The 15,159-nt window shown below is 62.9% G+C and carries 18 protein-coding genes; 7 read left to right on the top strand and 11 right to left on the bottom strand.

Annotation, left to right across the window (positions count from 1 at the left end; all coding sequences use genetic code 11):
* Window positions 1–6 precede the first annotated feature (6 nt).
* The gene (locus tag ACMGGN_RS21260; RefSeq protein WP_414156276.1) at window positions 7–270 is read right to left on the bottom strand and encodes an accessory factor UbiK family protein; all 264 of its coding nucleotides are present in this window, start codon (window positions 268–270) and stop codon (window positions 7–9) included.
* Between the two features lie 363 nt (window positions 271–633).
* On the opposite strand from ACMGGN_RS21260, the gene glnK reads away from it, so the two are divergent.
* From glnK to sutA, 3 genes are all read left to right on the top strand, one after another.
* Entirely contained in the window at window positions 634–972 is a 339-nt protein-coding gene (gene glnK / locus ACMGGN_RS21255; RefSeq protein ID WP_002555808.1) for a P-II family nitrogen regulator, read from the top strand.
* A 48-nt stretch (window positions 973–1,020) separates the two neighbouring features.
* On the top strand, window positions 1,021–2,355 hold the full coding sequence (locus ACMGGN_RS21250) for an ammonium transporter (RefSeq protein ID WP_046786947.1): 1,335 nt from the start codon (window positions 1,021–1,023) through the stop codon (window positions 2,353–2,355).
* A gap of 430 nt (window positions 2,356–2,785) precedes the next feature.
* Window positions 2,786–3,115: a transcriptional regulator SutA gene (gene sutA, locus ACMGGN_RS21245; protein WP_046786948.1), complete on the top strand. Its 330-nt coding sequence runs from the start codon at window positions 2,786–2,788 to the stop codon at window positions 3,113–3,115.
* 79 nt (window positions 3,116–3,194) lie between these two features.
* On the opposite strand, the gene ACMGGN_RS21240 is transcribed toward sutA, so the two are convergent.
* From ACMGGN_RS21240 to lptM, 6 genes are read right to left on the bottom strand one after another with little or no spacing between them, the layout of a single operon-like run.
* Window positions 3,195–3,890 carry an HAD family hydrolase gene (locus tag ACMGGN_RS21240; protein ID WP_161870894.1) on the bottom strand — a complete coding sequence of 232 codons (696 nt, stop codon included), beginning with the start codon at window positions 3,888–3,890 and terminating at the stop codon, window positions 3,195–3,197.
* Window positions 3,887–4,786, bottom strand: coding sequence for a tyrosine recombinase XerC (xerC, locus tag ACMGGN_RS21235; RefSeq protein ID WP_012312189.1), 900 nt, complete (start codon window positions 4,784–4,786; stop codon window positions 3,887–3,889). Before xerC ends, ACMGGN_RS21240 begins: the two co-directional genes overlap by 4 nt.
* Entirely contained in the window at window positions 4,786–5,496 is a 711-nt protein-coding gene (locus ACMGGN_RS21230) for a DUF484 family protein (RefSeq protein ID WP_012312190.1), read from the bottom strand. The genes xerC and ACMGGN_RS21230 overlap by 1 nt, the downstream gene beginning before the upstream one ends.
* Before the next feature lie 13 nt (window positions 5,497–5,509).
* Window positions 5,510–6,340 carry a diaminopimelate epimerase gene (dapF, locus tag ACMGGN_RS21225; RefSeq protein ID WP_046786951.1) on the bottom strand — a complete coding sequence of 277 codons (831 nt, stop codon included), beginning with the start codon at window positions 6,338–6,340 and terminating at the stop codon, window positions 5,510–5,512.
* A gap of 4 nt (window positions 6,341–6,344) precedes the next feature.
* Window positions 6,345–7,592, bottom strand: a complete 1,248-nt coding sequence (gene lysA / locus ACMGGN_RS21220; RefSeq protein ID WP_174141053.1) for a diaminopimelate decarboxylase — start codon at window positions 7,590–7,592, stop codon at window positions 6,345–6,347.
* A 9-nt stretch (window positions 7,593–7,601) separates the two neighbouring features.
* A complete protein-coding gene (gene lptM, locus ACMGGN_RS21215) occupies window positions 7,602–7,805 on the bottom strand; it encodes an LPS translocon maturation chaperone LptM (protein WP_012312193.1) in 204 nt (67 codons plus the stop codon).
* Window positions 7,806–8,057: 252 nt separating this feature from the next.
* On the opposite strand from lptM, the gene cyaY reads away from it, so the two are divergent.
* The 3 genes from cyaY (at window position 8,058) to rnk (ending at window position 9,149) form a co-directional block, all read left to right on the top strand.
* Window positions 8,058–8,390: an iron donor protein CyaY gene (cyaY, locus tag ACMGGN_RS21210; RefSeq protein WP_251962110.1), complete on the top strand. Its 333-nt coding sequence runs from the start codon at window positions 8,058–8,060 to the stop codon at window positions 8,388–8,390.
* A 1-nt stretch (window position 8,391) separates the two neighbouring features.
* Entirely contained in the window at window positions 8,392–8,604 is a 213-nt protein-coding gene (locus ACMGGN_RS21205; RefSeq protein ID WP_251962109.1) for a DUF1289 domain-containing protein, read from the top strand.
* Window positions 8,605–8,738: 134 nt separating this feature from the next.
* Complete coding sequence (rnk, locus tag ACMGGN_RS21200; RefSeq protein ID WP_012312196.1) at window positions 8,739–9,149, top strand: nucleoside diphosphate kinase regulator; 411 nt, start codon at window positions 8,739–8,741, stop codon at window positions 9,147–9,149.
* Between the two features lie 4 nt (window positions 9,150–9,153).
* On the opposite strand, the gene ACMGGN_RS21195 is transcribed toward rnk, so the two are convergent.
* The 3 genes from ACMGGN_RS21195 to ACMGGN_RS21185 all read right to left on the bottom strand — a co-directional run bounded on the left by ACMGGN_RS21195 (window position 9,154) and on the right by ACMGGN_RS21185 (window position 12,779).
* Window positions 9,154–12,018 (bottom strand): class I adenylate cyclase, encoded by a 2,865-nt coding sequence (locus ACMGGN_RS21195; RefSeq protein WP_414156275.1) that lies wholly within the window; start codon window positions 12,016–12,018, stop codon window positions 9,154–9,156.
* Window positions 12,019–12,164: 146 nt separating this feature from the next.
* Window positions 12,165–12,410, bottom strand: a complete 246-nt coding sequence (locus ACMGGN_RS21190; RefSeq protein WP_012312198.1) for a TIGR02647 family protein — start codon at window positions 12,408–12,410, stop codon at window positions 12,165–12,167.
* 69 nt (window positions 12,411–12,479) lie between these two features.
* Complete coding sequence (locus tag ACMGGN_RS21185) at window positions 12,480–12,779, bottom strand: hypothetical protein (RefSeq protein WP_046786954.1); 300 nt, start codon at window positions 12,777–12,779, stop codon at window positions 12,480–12,482.
* Window positions 12,780–12,927: 148 nt separating this feature from the next.
* Here ACMGGN_RS21185 and ACMGGN_RS21180 point away from each other — a divergent pair, with 148 nt between their 5' ends.
* A complete protein-coding gene (locus ACMGGN_RS21180; RefSeq protein ID WP_046786955.1) occupies window positions 12,928–13,590 on the top strand; it encodes a glutathione S-transferase in 663 nt (220 codons plus the stop codon).
* Window positions 13,591–13,721: 131 nt separating this feature from the next.
* Here the strand turns inward: ACMGGN_RS21180 and argH are convergent, their stop codons facing one another.
* Complete coding sequence (gene argH, locus ACMGGN_RS21175) at window positions 13,722–15,116, bottom strand: argininosuccinate lyase (protein WP_115273312.1); 1,395 nt, start codon at window positions 15,114–15,116, stop codon at window positions 13,722–13,724.
* Between the last annotated feature and the right edge of the window lie 43 nt (window positions 15,117–15,159).

The raw sequence follows: 15,159 nt of genomic DNA, 5'->3' as shown, positions 1-15,159 counted from the left end.
CGGAGCTTAATCCTGTGCCGCGGGTGCCATGCGGGCTTCCAGCTCGGCGACCTGTTTCTCCAGGGCCTCCAGGCGCGCACGGGTGCGGGCCAATACGACCATCTGGCTGTCGAATTCTTCACGGCTGACCAGGTCCAGCTTGCTGAAGGCACCTTGCATCAGCACCTTGAACTGGCTTTCCAGTTCGGCGCGGGGCTGTGCGGAGTCGCCACTGAACAGGCGCGAGGCCTGGTCGCTCAGGGCATCGAGAAGGGCTTTGGGCGCGAGCATGATCGGCTGTCCACTGCTGATGGGAATGGCCGGCAGTGTAACACGTGGCCCTTTCGCGCTTCGTTGCACGTTTTTCGAGCAGGCCCGTGCACTGATGTGCACCAAGGCTGTGCATCTTTTTAATGCTGGCGACTGGCCAATCCTGACTCTTCCACGCAACTGCCTGTTTTTCGGCGCTTTAACGGAACTGGCAAGGTTTCTGCAATGACCTGTACGAGCCATGCACTGATGCAGTTCCTTGTGACCAGGCAGTGCGCACGCGGAGCCGGATGCCGACGACGCGTTACAAAGCCAACCGCTGCGCTTAGACTTGAGACGGGTTTGTTTTCCTGGGGCAAGTCCACCAAATCGGGAGAGAGTTTCATGAAGCTAGTCACAGCCATCATCAAGCCGTTCAAGCTGGACGACGTGCGAGAGTCACTGTCGGAAATCGGCGTGCAGGGCATCACCGTCACCGAAGTCAAAGGCTTCGGTCGGCAGAAGGGTCACACCGAGTTGTATCGCGGTGCGGAATACGTGGTCGACTTCCTGCCCAAGGTGAAGATCGACGTCGCCATCGACGACAAAGACCTCGATCGAGTGATCGAAGCCATCACCAAGGCTGCCAACACCGGCAAGATCGGTGACGGCAAGATCTTCGTGGTGAATCTGGAGCAGGCAATCCGCATCCGTACCGGCGAAACCGATACCGACGCGATCTAAGCGCCCAAAAAAAGCCTCACCAAACCCAACGCCCCAGGAGAAAACAACATGACTCTGCGTAAGATCGCAGGGCTAGGAGCCCTATTGTCCCTCGTAATGCCGGGCCTCGCCCTGGCAGAGGAGGCTGCCGCCCCAGTACTGAACTCCGGTGACACCGCCTGGATGCTGACTGCCACGGCGCTGGTGCTGTTCATGACCATCCCGGGCCTGGCCCTGTTCTACGGCGGTATGGTGCGTTCGAAGAACGTACTCTCGGTGATGATGCAGTGCTTTGCCATCACCGGCCTGATGAGCATTCTCTGGGTCGTTTACGGTTACAGCATGGCCTTCGATACCACTGGTATGGAAAAGGGCGTGCTCAACTTCAATTCCTTCGTCGGCGGCTTCTCCAAGGCGTTCCTCAGCGGCGTAACGCCGGACGGCCTGACGTCGGCTGCCGCACTGTTCCCTGAAGCGGTCTTCATTACCTTCCAGATGACCTTCGCCATCATCACCCCGGCGCTGATCGTGGGTGCCTTCGCCGAACGCATGAAGTTCTCGGCGATGCTGGTGTTCATGGGCATCTGGTTCACCCTGGTCTACGCACCGATCGCGCACATGGTCTGGAGCGGTGATGGCGCGCTGATGTGGGACTGGGGCGTGCTCGACTTCGCTGGCGGCACCGTGGTGCACATCAACGCCGGTATCGCCGGCCTGGTCTGCTGCCTGGTACTGGGCAAGCGCAAAGGCTACCCGACTACCCCGATGGCCCCGCACAACCTGGGCTACACCCTGATGGGCGCAGCCATGCTGTGGATCGGCTGGTTCGGCTTCAACGCCGGCTCCGCCGCAGCCGCCAACGGCACTGCCGGCATGGCCATGCTGGTGACCCAGATCGCCACCGCTGCTGCAGCGTTGGGCTGGATGTTCGCCGAGTGGATCGGCCACGGCAAGCCGAGCGCCCTGGGCATCGCCTCGGGTGTGGTCGCCGGCCTGGTTGCCATCACCCCGGCTGCCGGCACCGTGGGCCCGATGGGCGCCCTGGTGATTGGCCTGGTGTCTGGCGTGCTCTGCTACTTCTGCGCTACCACCCTCAAGCGCAAGCTGGGTTATGACGACTCCCTGGATGCCTTCGGCGTGCATGGCATCGGCGGCATCATCGGCGCGATCCTCACCGGTGTGTTCGCGGCACCGGCCCTGGGCGGCTTCGGCGCGGTCACCGATATCGGTGCGCAGGTCTGGATCCAGGCCAAGGGCGTGATTTTCACCGTGGTCTACACCGCCATCGTCACCTACGTGATCCTCAAGGTGCTGGACGTGGTGATGGGCTTGCGGGTCAACGAAGAAGAAGAGTCGGTCGGCCTCGACCTGGCTCAACACAACGAACGCGGTTACAACCTGTAACTGCGACGCTGGAAAAACTTGCCCGGCTTGCCGGGCATTTTTTTTGCCTGTTTTTTGCCATTTCCCGCAGAGCAAACGGTTTATCAGTCACGTTCGCGACGTAAGCCAAAAACTTACAACAAGCAGGGCGTTTATGGAGCTTTGCTTTTTCCACGGGCGCGCTAGAATGCGCGCCGAGAGGTGTTGCACGAGTTGTCCGCACGCTTCGTCAGCCTTTGCTAGGCTTGCCAATAGCGTGTGGCCAGCAAGGGCTGCAAGGTTTTGTCAGGTCCTGCCAGGAGCAGGGCCTGCCGGGCGGGGCGTCCCATCAGGAGTGCCGTCCCAAGGGCAGTGGCCAACCCACGGCCAGTTGAATTTTCACTGGTGGCTGCCGGTCTACGGCTGCACTGGTCTATAACTAACCTGCTTTTCGCAAGTCATGAGGTAGAACATGAGCGACGACGATCTGGAAAATGATGACCTCGAAGTAGGCGACGAAGACGAGGCTGATGATAGCCTCGACGCTGCGGCTGGCGATGGCGCCGAAGACGCTGGCGATGACGACAGCAGCCCGGCACCGGTTGCCAAGGGCAAATCCAAGGCGGCTGTCTCGGTAGACGAGATGCCGAGCATGGAAGCCAAGCAAAAGGAGCGTGATGCCCTGGCCAAAGCGATGGAAGAATTCCTTTCGCGCGGTGGCAAGGTGCAGGAAGTCGAGGCCAACGTAGTCGCCGACCCGCCCAAGAAGCCGGACAACAAGTACGGCAGCCGCCCTATCTGAGTGGCTGAACACCAAAAAGCCCGCCGTCGCTGCGGGCTTTTTTGTGGCTACTGGTTTCACTGCCGCAAAGCGGCCCCTGTCAGCGCCAGCGCGCAAGTATGTCGGGCAGCTGCGACAGGCGCTGGACTTCGGCATCCGGCGGCGCTTCCCCCAACCAGGCCTTGCCCTGGGGGTTGAACCACACCGCACGCAAGCCTGCGCGCTGGGCGCCGCCAATGTCATCACCGGGGTGATCGCCAACATGCACGGCGGCACTGGCCTCTACTTCGCCACGCTTCAGCGCTTCGATGAAGGGCGCGGGGTCTGGTTTGCCTATCCCCAGGTCCTCGGCGCACAGGGCGAAGCGGAAGTAATCGGCCAGGCCCAGGCGGCGTACGTCGGCATTGCCATTGGTGACCACGCCCAGGGTGTAGTGGTGGCGCAGAATTTCCAGCACCGGCTGCACTTCGGGGAACACCTCGACCTGATGTCGGGCATGCAAGAACACCTCAAACCCTTCGTTGGCCAGCTCCTGAGCGTGCTTTTCGCTGTATCCCACCTCTTCCAGCGCATGGAACAGCACGCGCCGGCGCAGGGCGCTGATACGGTGCTTGAGGCCCGGCTCGGCCTGCACCAGACGTTCGCGGATGGCGAACAGGTGTTCCACCGGCACGCCGCCAAGTATGGGAGCATTGGCCTGCAGCCAGTCGCGTAGCACGACTTCCGCGCTGGCAATCACTGGCGCGGTGTCCCACAGGGTGTCGTCAAGGTCGAACGTGATCAGCTTGATGCTCATGAGTCTGTGCCTTTGCTGCGTTTGGCCCGTGGGTGGGCGCTGTCGTACACCGCGGCCAGGTGCTGGAAGTCCAGGTGGGTGTAGATCTGCGTGGTGCTGATGTCGGCATGGCCGAGCATTTCCTGCACCGCCCGCAGGTCCTGGGACGATTCCAGCACATGGCTGGCGAATGAATGGCGAAGCATGTGCGGGTGCAGGTGCTGGCCCAGTTCGCGTTCACCGGCTGCCTTGACCCGCATCTGGATAGCCCGTGGCCCCAGGCGATTGCCTTGGCGGCTGATGAAGACGGCGCCGTCACGCGGGCCGCCGATGCCGCGCAGCCGCAACCATTGCTGCATGGCTTCGCGCGCCTTGCGGCCGACGGGCAGCACGCGCGCCTTGCCACCTTTGCCGAGCACCTGTACCAGGCCGGCAGCAAGGTCCAGGTGCTCAAGGTCGAGGTTGGTCAGCTCGGACAGGCGCAGGCCAGAGGAATAGAACAGTTCGAGGATGGCCTGGTCGCGGCGGGCGATGAAGTCGTCGTCCACGCCGCCGTCGAGCAGTTGCAGGGCGCGGTCGGTGTCCAGCACCTTGGGCAGCCGGCGCTCGCCCTTGGGCGCGCTCAGGCCGCTGGCGGGATCGTGCTGGCAAAGGCCTTCACGGTTCAGGTAGCGATACAGCCCGCGTACCGCCGACAGTAGCCGCGCCAGGCTGCGCGAGGACTGCCCCTGATGATGCTGGCGGGCGATCAGTTGGCGCAGTTGCTGGATCTGCAAGGCGCCCCAGCCCGCGATGCCTTGGGTGTTGCAGTATTCGATGACCTTTTCGAGGTCGCGGCGGTAGGCCAGCAGTGTGTGTTCGGACACCTGGCGCTCGTTGCGCAGGTGGGCGCAATAAGCCTCCAGCTGGCGTTCCATCAGCGCACCGGGCGCAGGGGCTGGGTAACGCGCGGGACCACGCGGCCGAGCACTTCGGCGATGTAGCCAAGGAACAGGGTGCCGACGCTGCTCTTGTAGTGTTGCGGGTCGCGGCTGCCTATTGCCAGCACGCCGTGCAACCCTTGGTACTCCAGGGCAGCGACGGCGCTGGAGCCCACTTCATGGTGCTGCTCCTCACCGAACAGGAAGGCCAGTTCGTGCTCACGCAGGTTGCCACTGACTGTCTTGCCGCCGCCCAGCAGCCCGCCGATGGCCTGCTGGGCCTCGGCATTACTGACCCAACGGCCGACCGGCGCTGCATGGTCACCGAACAGGATCAGGCTGACGAACGGGACCTGGAACTCCTGGCGCAGGCTGTCTTCGACCGCCATGACCACTTCTTCCAGGCTGCCGGCATCGAGCAGGTCGAGGATCAGCCGGCGAGTCTTTTCGAACAGCCGGTCGTTGTCCCGGGCCACGTCCATCAGTTGCGACAGGCGATGGCGCATCTCGATGTTGCGATCGCGTAGCAGTTTGAGCTGGCGTTCCACCAGCGACACGCTGTCGCCACGCTGGTGAGGGATACGTTGCTCGACCAGCAGTTCGTCGTGTTCGGCGAAAAAGGTCGGGTGGGCGCGCAGGTAGGCGACCACCGCTTCGGCATCGAGCTCACTGGACTGCTGGGGTACAACCTTGGGCTGATCGGTCATGGCGGTTACTCGCTTAGAGACGAACCTGTCCTTCGTAGACGCGTACGGCTGGGCCAGTCATCAACACGGACGTGCCGGGGCCGGCCCACTCGATGTGCAGGCGCCCACCAGGCAGGTCCAGGGACACCGGAGAGTCCATCCAGCCCTGGCTGATGGCTGCCACGGCTGCTGCACAGGCACCGGTGCCGCAGGCCTGGGTCTCGCCAGCGCCACGTTCCCATACCCGCAGGTTGGCGCGGTGGCGGTCAACGACCTGGAGGAAACCGGCGTTCACCCGCTGCGGGAAGCGTGGGTGGTTCTCGATTTTCGGGCCCAGGCCATGAACCGGCGCAGTACGTATGTCATCGACGCGCAGCACGGCATGCGGGTTACCCATGGACACGGCAGCAATAGAGTGCAACTCGCCGTCGACTTCCAGCGGGTAATTGAGCGCCTGCTCATCAGCGACGAATGGGATTTCGGCGGGAATGAAGCGCGGCGGGCCCATGTCGACACACACCTGGCCGTCGTTCTGCACGTCCAGCTCGATGATGCCGCCCTTGGTTTCAACACGGATGCGCTTTTTCGCGGTCAAGCGTTTGTCCAGCACGAACCGTGCGAAGCAGCGCGCACCGTTGCCGCATTGCTCCACTTCCGAACCGTCGGCATTGAAGATCCGGTAGCGGAAATCCACTTCCGGATTGTTCGGTGCCTCGACGATCAGCAGCTGGTCGAAGCCGATGCCGGTGTGGCGGTCGCCCCATTGCTTGGCGTGCTTGGGCTGGATGTGTGCGTGCTGGCTGACCAGGTCCAGGACCATGAAGTCATTGCCCAGCCCATGCATCTTGGTAAAACGCAGAAGCATGGGGTCACTCCGGCAGCAGGCTTTCGCCAGCGTACAGTTCGGCGATGGTCTCGCGACGGCGGACTTCGAAAGCCTGATCGCCGTCGACCAGGATTTCCGCACAACGGCCACGGGTGTTGTAGTTCGAGCTCATGACGAAACCATAGGCGCCCGCGGACTGCACGGCCAGCAGGTCACCTTCGGCCAGGTTCAGCTGGCGGTCCTTGGCGAGGAAGTCGCCGGTTTCGCAGATTGGCCCGACCAGGTCGTAGGCACGGCCTTCGCCCTCACGTGGGGTGACCGCGCTGACGCCCATCCAGGCCTGGTACAGGGCTGGACGGATCAGGTCGTTCATCGCCGCATCGATGATGGCGAAGTCTTTGTGTTCGGTGTGCTTGAGGTATTCCACGCGGGTCAGCAGGGCACCGGCGTTGGCTACGATGTAGCGGCCTGGCTCGAACACCAGGGCCAGGTCACGACCGCCGACGCGCTCGCGGATGGCCTTGATGTAATCGGCTACCAGTGGCGGCTCTTCGTCGCGATAGCGCACGCCAACACCGCCGCCCAGGTCCAGGTGGCGCAGGTGGATGCCGCAATCGGCCAAGCGGTCGACCAGGTCCAGCAGGCGGTCGAGGGCGTCGAGGAATGGCTCTACGGTGGTCAGCTGCGAGCCGATGTGGCAGTCGACACCGACCACTTCCAGGTTGGGCAGCTGCGCGGCACGCACGTAGATGGCTTCGGCGTCGGCGATGGCGATGCCGAACTTGTTCTCTTTGAGGCCGGTGGAAATGTACGGGTGGGTGCCGGCATCGACGTCCGGGTTGACCCGCAGCGAGACCGGGGCAACCTTGCCCATCTCGGCGGCAACCACCTGCAGGCGCTCCAGTTCGTCGGTGGATTCGACGTTGAAGCAATGAACGCCGACTTCCAGCGCCCGGCGCATGTCTTCGCGGGTCTTGCCGACGCCGGAGAACACCACACGGTCAGCCCGCCCACCGGCGGCCAGTACCCGCTCCAGCTCACCGCCGGAAACGATGTCGAAGCCTGCGCCCATGCGAGCCAGAACGTTCAGCACGCCAAGGTTGGAGTTGGCCTTGACCGCGAAGCACACCAGGTGCTCGATACCTTGCAGGGCATCGGTATAGCTGCGGTACTGGGCCTCGATGTGGGCGCGCGAGTACACGTAGGTGGGGGTGCCGAAACGTTCGGCGATGGCCGACAGGGCCACGCCCTCCGCGAACAGTTCACCGTCGCGGTAATTGAAAGCGTTCATCTGATTTCCTTACTGCTCTGGCGTTTGCTCGGGCTCGATTGGCTGCTCATCCTGTGGCTGGACAGGCTGAGCGTGCTGGTGCTGATGCGACTTCTGGCTGCCCTTGCCGTCCTTGCCGTCTTCTGGCAGGTACAGGGGGCCTTTCTGACCGCAGGCCGAAACGAGGCAGGCAACCGCGACCAGCGCCGCGAGCGAGGAAATCAGGCGCTTCATGGGTGAAATCCTTTGAAATATGCAGTATTGCGCCCGAGTATACCGAGCGACTGCCGGATTGCCTATGCAAGAGCCGGTCCGCCGGGCGGGCAGAAATTAGCCACAAGCGGCGAGCGGCAAGCGGCAAGAAAAAGCGCTCAGGTGTACGCTGTGCTTTTTCTTGCCGCTTGGAGCTCGCCGCTTGCGGCTGGCGCCAAGCGCCCGTATCGTGCCCGGCCTGCCTGTAACGCAGCCAATTTCGAGGTTCCTGCAATGAGTTTGAGCGAAGCGCGTTTCCATGATCTGGTCGACGCCACCCAACAGGCCCTGGAAGACCTGTTCGACGAGAGCGGCCTGGACCTGGACATGGAGAATTCCGCCGGCGTCCTTACCATCAAGTTCGACAACGGCAGCCAGCTGATCTTCAGCCGCCAGGAGCCACTGCGTCAGCTTTGGCTGGCCGACCGCTCCGGTGGCTTCCACTTCGACTACGACGAAGAGAGCGGCAAGTGGGTCTGCGAGAAGAGCGATGAGCTGCTGGGTGAGATGCTCGAGCGGATTGTCTGGGAGCGGGCCGGCGAAAAGCTGGACTTCGACGAGATCTGAGATGAGTGCCCCGGCGCGGCCCGCCAAGCCGCTTTACAGCAACGTCAGCCCAGCGGTGCCGTCGCCGTGCATCAGCGTGTGCCGGCTGGATGAACAGCGCGTTTGCACCGGTTGCCATCGCCATGTCGAGCACATTCGTGAGTGGCGCTCGGCCGACGACGAACGGCGCCGGCAGATTTGCCGCGAAGCCGAGGCCTTGCGCGCGCAGGCTTGAGTATTTGCCCGGCTGTGGTAGTGTCGGGTTATGCGTCGGTGACGCCAAAGCACTCATCAAACCCCGCCCTCTGGGCGGGGTTTTGCTTTATCTGCCCCTAGAAAACCAACTGTTCAATGGAGTCTGACTGGATCATGAGCACCAAGCCTTCCCTCATCCTTACCCGATTGGACGTGCAGCGTCTGGAGCGCCTGATCGACAGCCTCGACGAAAGTACCCCGGGTGTGCTCGCCCTGCAGGACGAGCTGGACCGCGCCGAGCAGGTGGTCGGTCACGAGGAGGTGCCGGCTGGTGTTGTGACCATGAATTCGCGCGTGCACTGCCGCGAAGAAGCCAGTGGCAAGGACTACCACCTGACCCTGGTGTATCCGAAGGATGCCGGCGGCGAAGGCAAGGTATCGATCCTGGCGCCGATCGGTTGCGCACTGCTGGGCTTGTCGGTGGGCGAGCAGATCGACTGGCCTGCGCCGGGGGGCAAGACCCTCAAGCTCAAGTTGCTGGCCGTCGAGTACCAGCCTGAAGCTGCGGGCGATTTCGACCTCTGAGGGTTCAAGGCTCCAGGGTTGCCTGCAACTGCGCCAGGCCATCGTTCAGAGCCTGCTCCAGCTCGCGCTTGTAGCGCAGGTAGAGGACGGTCGAGCCCCGTTCGTCATCGAGCAGTTCGGACAGGTCAAGATCTGTGATGTAACAGCGGTAGTGCCCGGCGCTGCGGCGCTGGCTGAGAATCTGTCGGGCGACCACGGTATAGAGCTCATCGCCATGGTCAAGCTCGGAAAACTCCTGCTGATTGCAATAGAGCGTGACATGCATGTCATCGCCCGTGCCGGCCTGGAGGATGGCCTGCACCTCGTAATACGGCTGATCATTGAGGTCGTCTGGCGTTGGCCGCGGCTCTATGCTGCGGGCCTTGCCCGGCCCCGAGGGCAGCAGTTGCGCATAGTGGGTCTGCAATGGTGCTTGTTGCAGGTTGTCCAGCGGCACGCGTGCGTCGTGGCGCATTACCATCGAGCGCAGAAAGCGCTGCAGCGGCAGCAGCAGGTGGTTTTCGTCGTGCAAGGGCAGGCGTTGCTGCCACAGGGCATTGTACTCATCCAGCACGTACAGGTCGGCCCAGCCCTCGAGCAGGCGGTAGAACACCTGGATGCAGCCGGGGCGTGCGTTTTCCAGTACCAGTGGCAGGTCGTGGTCCTGCAGGGCATTGGCATCCAGGTACAGCGGGCTGTAGGTGCTGCGTTCTTCGCCCAGGCATTCGAGTACGGCCTCATGCTCTGCGAGGGTGGTCAGGCTGACCTGGCCGGGCAGCAGTTCCAGCACGTGTGTGTGCTGCGCCACCTGCAGCAGGTAGCGGTGGTTGCGCCCCTGATCTAGCAACAGCTGCACCGTGTCGAAAATCTCCTCGACCCGCTGGCTGATGGCCTGGGCGCGGTTGTGGCAGAAACAGCGCACCCGCACGCGCGGCCGGTGCCTGCGCTGGCCGAGGCTGTTGAGGAAATCGCGCAGGCAACGTGCCAGGGCGTGCTCGCCGTCGTAACGCTGGACCAACACTTCGTTCCAGCTGTTGAGGGTAATCTGGTCGAGGGTCAGCACCAGGTTTTCGCGAACGCCCGCGTAGCTCAGCGAGTCGGTTCGCTCGGTGGTCATCAGGATGTTCAAGTCGCGATGGTGTTGCAACGGATCGACACCGACGTTGACCAGCAGCAGAATCTCGTTGGCCACGCTCGGTTGCAACAGGCGCACTTCACTGACGGTTTCCAATGGCAGAGGGATGCTCTGCTGCAGGCTGCCGAGCAGGTTGAACAGCTCGAACTCGTTCAGGTCACTGGCGCCGGGGTGCAGCGCCAGGCGCGTGGTGCTGTCGATGACGCCGTTGTGGTGTGCCCAGGCCAGCAGCTCGATCAGCTCTCGGCAGCGTTTGATCGGGCTGAAGTGCTCCCATTCGTGAACACTGAGGTTACCGTTGTACAGGCCCCAGTGATGGCTGCCCGGTTCCTTGCGGTTCGGCGACTGGACCAGGGTCAGGGTGTCCTCGGCGAGGTCCGGGGCAATGCCGGGGTTGATCACTTCTATCTTGCCGGCACGGCGCTCGAACGCGGCATAAAGGCGCCGGCCCAGCACATTCAGGTCGCGCTGGTCGGCGCGGCTGCTGGCATTGTTGTTTTGCGCGAACTGGTTGAGGAAGCGGTAGCTATGGTTCAGCTCAGCAACCAGCTCGCGGCGCTCCACGGCGACCTGACGCACTTTCCATTGGCTGCGGCTGTCGAGCAACGCCAGTTGGCGCTCGTCCCAACCCCACTCATCGACCAGGCGCTTGAGCAACCGGCGCTGCCAGCCGTTGCTTCGTGCGCGGTCCAGGCCGCTGAGTTTCTTGTTGACCTTCAGGTAAAGGCTGCGCCTTGCCAGCTCCAGCCGCCTGGTTTCACCGCGCGCTTGCAGGTAGCGTTCGATGCGCCGGTAAACCATCACATAGGGATCGAGCGCGTCGAGGTCGAGGTGGTTGGCGAATACCGCCTGCTTGTAATCCAGGCTCAGGCAGCGCACGGCTGGATGTTCGCTGGCGTAGGCCTCGGTCAGCAACAGCTTGAGCAGTGACTTGTAAGGTGAGTCGATACCTTTGAACAGCTGCCACAGGCCAGCGCCGACGAATTCGCCGGCCGGGATGTGGGCCAGGTTGCCGAGATCGAGGGCATCGGTGCTGCGGATGAAACGCTTGGACAGCAAGGTTTCGGTATAGCTGCTGTAGTTGTGCTCTTCATACGCCGGCACCAGCCACCAAAGCGGTGTGCGCCCGGCCAACCAGATGGCCGTGCGGTAGAACTCGTCGAGCAGCAGGTAGTGCTGGGTGGTGCCACAATCGTCAGAGCTCAGCTGGCTGTCGCGCAGGCCTTGGGCGAAGCTTTGCGGGTCGATCAGGAAGCAGTGTGCTTCGGCGCCCAGGCTGGCGGCCCAGGTTTCGAGCAACTGGCATTTGCGTCGCAGTTCATCGAGCTGGCTGTCACCCAGGCCGGGGGCATGACAGACCCACAGGTCGATGTCGCTTTGCTCAGCCTGGGCCAGCGTGCCAAGGCTGCCCATCAGGAACAGGCCGTGGATTGGGCGGTTGGGGTTGCCCAGGCGTGTCTTGTACGTGAACGATCGCGCCAGCCGTTGGCCTTCGGCGACCAGGTTGGCATCGGGCTCGAAGCCCGATACGCCGGCCGGGGTGCTACCTGAAACATAGCCAGGCAGCAGCGGGTGGTTGACGTGAAACAGCAGTGGTAGCAGGGTCAACACCTGTTGCTGGCGGGTCGAAAGCCCATCCATGGCGCGCTGTAGCCGGCCTGTGTTCAATTGCAGAAACCGCGCACGCAATTTCGCCAGCACCTTGCGGTCGATGCCTTCGTCGATATCGGGGCGGATTTCGTGGGGGTGGGTCATTGCACACTCAGGGCAGGCCGGGGGAGCTCTGGCGAGTTTAGCCTGAGTAATGCACTCGGATAAGCGGCAATTGGAGTTTTGACGCCATTTTTCTTGCGCCTTGGCGGGCCCCATCGCCGGCTTGCCAGCGATGGGGCGGGGCAGGTTTATGCCGGCTGGGGCGACTTGAGAATGTTCAGCAGCAGTTGCACGCTTTCGACTGCGTCATGCCCAAGGCTGGTGAGGTAACCGCCATCGGGCTGATCGGTCAATTGCTTTTCATGCAGGCGTCGAGCTGCTGCGACCAGTGCGGGGGAGGCATTGGCGTGAATCTTGATGCCTTCCTGGCTGCTGTCCAGGTTGAACAGGGCAAGGACTTCCAGTTCAGCAATCAGTTCGGGGGTGAAGGACATGGCGACTCCTGACTTCCAGACGAGGATGGCGGCACCGCCAGCGGTGCCTGACCCTGGAGTGTAGCCGGGTTATTCGTCCTCGCCTTGATCTGCCTCAGGTGGCAGCTCGGGCAGAGCGCGCAGGGCGGTTTCGTACCACTCGGTGTTGAACGGACGGTCCTCGTCGAGCATGTTGTCGATCTCGATGGCCAGCACGTGGGCCATGAGGTTGAGGATGTCTTCGCGCTCGTAGCCAACCAGGCTCAGCTTGTTGAACGTAGCCTTGGCTGCCGGCGGTTCGCCGCTTTCGATCTGGTTTTCGATGGCCTGGGTCAGCGTCGCCTCGGCGAAGGCTTCGTCGTCATTGTCGATGTCGGTGGGCTCGCTCATGGCGCTACTCCTGTGATTGGGCACACAGTGTGCCATGCCCGCGTCGGCAATGCCCGGTCATCGACCGGGTGCATGACGCTGGTCAGGCACTGGCGTAACGAGCTATAAAAGCCCGGCCAACCCCCTACGGCCTGGAGGCTGTTACCCCATGCTCAAGCTTCACGGATTCTCGGTCAGCAACTACTACAACATGGTCAAGCTGGCCCTGCTGGAAAAGGGCCTGCCGTTCGAAGAGGTCACCTTCTATGGTGGTCAGACGGCTCAGGCGCTGGACGTCAGCCCGCGCGGCAAAGTGCCGGTGCTGCAGACCGAACACGGCTTGCTCAGCGAAACCGGTGTGATTCTCGACTATATCGAGCAGACCCAGCCGGGTAAGGCGCTGCTGCCAGCCGATCCGTTCGAGCAGGCCAAGGTGCGCGAGCTGCTCAAGGAGATCGAGCTGTACATCGAGCTGCCGGCCCGTACCTGCTATGCCGAGTCGTTCTTTGGCGCGGCGGTAGAGCCCTTGATCAAGGAGCGCGCGCGTGCGGATCTGCTGGCGGGGTTCGCCACGTTGAAGCGCAATGGCCGTTTTGCACCCTATGTAGCCGGTGAACAACTGACGATTGCCGACCTGATGTTCTGCTTCTCGGTCGACCTGGCTTGTGCAGTAGGCAAGAAGGTGCTGAACGTCGACTTCCTCGCCGACTTCCCTGAGGCCAAGGCGCTGCTGCAGAAAATGCACGAAAACCCGCACATGGCGCGGATCGTGGCAGACAAGGAGGCGGCGATGCCGGCCTTCATGGAGATGATTCGCAGCGGTAAGCGCTGAAGACCAGGGCTGCCTTGCAGCCCAATCGCCGGCATGCCGGCTCCTACTGGTACTGCACAGGGCTTGAAGCCGATGCGGTCGAGTGGGAGCCGGCTTGCCGGCGATCGAGGGCCAAGCCCTCGCAATGGCGCTTAGCGCGAAGCCAGCAGCGCCTTGCCACGTACAACGGCAGCGCGCACCTGCGCTGGCGCAGTGCCGCCAATGTGGTCGCGGGCATTCACCGAGCCTTCCAGGGTCAGCACGGCGAATACATCCTGCTCGATCTGGTCGCTGAACTGGCGCAGTTCGTCCAGGCTCATCTCGGCCAGGTCCTTGCCGGTGTCGACGCCATACTTCACGGCATGGCCGACGATTTCGTGGCAATCACGGAACGGCAGGCCGCGGCGCACCAGGTAGTCGGCCAGGTCGGTGGCGGTAGAGAAGCCGCGCAGGGCCGCTTCGCGCATGATCGCGTGGCGTGGCTTGATGGCTGGGATCATGTCGGCAAAGGCACGCAGCGAATCGCGCAGGGTATCGGCGGCGTCGAACAGCGGCTCCTTGTCTTCCTGGTTGTCCTTGTTGTAGGCCAGCGGCTGGCCTTTCATCAAGGTCAGCAGGCCGGTCAGGGCGCCGAACACACGGCCGCTCTTGCCACGCACCAGCTCCGGCACGTCCGGGTTCTTCTTCTGCGGCATGATCGAGCTGCCAGTGCAGAAACGGTCGGGCAGATCGACGAACTGGAACTGGGCGCTGGTCCACAGCACCAGCTCTTCGGAGAAGCGCGACAGGTGCATCATCGCCACGCTGGCGGCAGCGCAGAATTCGATGGCGAAATCACGGTCCGAAACGCCATCCAGCGAGTTGCCGGCAACGGCTTCGAAACCCAATAGCTTGCAGGTCAGCTCGCGGTCGATCGGGTAGGTGGTGCCAGCCAGCGCAGCGCTGCCCAGAGGCATGCGGTTGGCGCGCTTGCGGCAGTCGACCAGGCGCTCGTAGTCACGGCTGAGCATTTCGAACCAGGCCAGCAGGTGGTGGCCGAAGGTGACTGGCTGAGCGGTCTGCAGGTGGGTGAAGCCCGGCATGATGGTTTCGGCTTCACGCTCGGCCTGTTCCAGCAGGCCCTGCTGCAGGCGGGTGATCTCGGCCAGAATCAGGTCGATCTCGTCGCGCAGCCACAGGCGGATGTCGGTGGCGACCTGGTCGTTGCGGCTACGGCCGGTGTGCAGCTTCTTGCCGGTAATGCCGATGCGGTCGGTCAGGCGTGCTTCGATGTTCATGTGCACGTCTTCGAGGTCGACGCGCCAGTCGAAATTGCCGGCTTCGATTTCACCCTGGATGGTGTTCAGGCCATCGATGATGGTGTCGCGCTCGGCATCGCTGAGTACACCGACCTGCGCCAGCATGGTGGCGTGGGCGATCGAACCCATGATGTCGTGGCGGTACAGGCGCTTGTCGAAATCGACCGAGGCGGTGAAGCGGGCGACGAAGGCGTCGACGGGTTCACTGAAGCGGCCGCCCCAGGACTGATTGGTCTTGTCGGTGCTCATGGATTCACTCGTTGAAGGCGTGAACGAAAAAGTGGCGCCGATA

It is taken from the genome of Pseudomonas sp. BNK-30 (assembly GCF_047456185.1).
In the GTDB taxonomy this organism is placed as follows: Bacteria; Pseudomonadota; Gammaproteobacteria; order Pseudomonadales; family Pseudomonadaceae; genus Aquipseudomonas; species Aquipseudomonas putida_E.
The sequence above is the reverse complement of the archived record's forward strand: the minus strand, read 5'-3'. Positions and strand labels throughout refer to the sequence as shown.

Excerpts from the sequence above, each read along its gene's own strand:
- ACMGGN_RS21180 (WP_046786955.1), top strand. The coding sequence starts at position 12,928 with ATGCTCAAGCTTCACGGATTCTCGGTCAGCAACTACTACAACATGGTC.
- dapF (WP_046786951.1), bottom strand. The coding sequence starts at position 6,340 with ATGCTTCTGCGTTTTACCAAGATGCATGGGCTGGGCAATGACTTCATG.
- sutA (WP_046786948.1), top strand. The coding sequence starts at position 2,786 with ATGAGCGACGACGATCTGGAAAATGATGACCTCGAAGTAGGCGACGAA.
- cyaY (WP_251962110.1), top strand. The coding sequence starts at position 8,058 with ATGAGTTTGAGCGAAGCGCGTTTCCATGATCTGGTCGACGCCACCCAA.
- ACMGGN_RS21260 (WP_414156276.1), bottom strand. The coding sequence starts at position 270 with ATGCTCGCGCCCAAAGCCCTTCTCGATGCCCTGAGCGACCAGGCCTCG.
- ACMGGN_RS21205 (WP_251962109.1), top strand. The coding sequence starts at position 8,392 with ATGAGTGCCCCGGCGCGGCCCGCCAAGCCGCTTTACAGCAACGTCAGC.
- rnk (WP_012312196.1), top strand. The coding sequence starts at position 8,739 with ATGAGCACCAAGCCTTCCCTCATCCTTACCCGATTGGACGTGCAGCGT.
- ACMGGN_RS21185 (WP_046786954.1), bottom strand. The coding sequence starts at position 12,779 with ATGAGCGAGCCCACCGACATCGACAATGACGACGAAGCCTTCGCCGAG.
- glnK (WP_002555808.1), top strand. The coding sequence starts at position 634 with ATGAAGCTAGTCACAGCCATCATCAAGCCGTTCAAGCTGGACGACGTG.
- ACMGGN_RS21190 (WP_012312198.1), bottom strand. The coding sequence starts at position 12,410 with ATGTCCTTCACCCCCGAACTGATTGCTGAACTGGAAGTCCTTGCCCTG.
- argH (WP_115273312.1), bottom strand. The coding sequence starts at position 15,116 with ATGAGCACCGACAAGACCAATCAGTCCTGGGGCGGCCGCTTCAGTGAA.
- ACMGGN_RS21250 (WP_046786947.1), top strand. The coding sequence starts at position 1,021 with ATGACTCTGCGTAAGATCGCAGGGCTAGGAGCCCTATTGTCCCTCGTA.
- ACMGGN_RS21195 (WP_414156275.1), bottom strand. The coding sequence starts at position 12,018 with ATGACCCACCCCCACGAAATCCGCCCCGATATCGACGAAGGCATCGAC.
- xerC (WP_012312189.1), bottom strand. The coding sequence starts at position 4,786 with ATGGAACGCCAGCTGGAGGCTTATTGCGCCCACCTGCGCAACGAGCGC.
- lysA (WP_174141053.1), bottom strand. The coding sequence starts at position 7,592 with ATGAACGCTTTCAATTACCGCGACGGTGAACTGTTCGCGGAGGGCGTG.
- ACMGGN_RS21240 (WP_161870894.1), bottom strand. The coding sequence starts at position 3,890 with ATGAGCATCAAGCTGATCACGTTCGACCTTGACGACACCCTGTGGGAC.
- lptM (WP_012312193.1), bottom strand. The coding sequence starts at position 7,805 with ATGAAGCGCCTGATTTCCTCGCTCGCGGCGCTGGTCGCGGTTGCCTGC.
- ACMGGN_RS21230 (WP_012312190.1), bottom strand. The coding sequence starts at position 5,496 with ATGACCGATCAGCCCAAGGTTGTACCCCAGCAGTCCAGTGAGCTCGAT.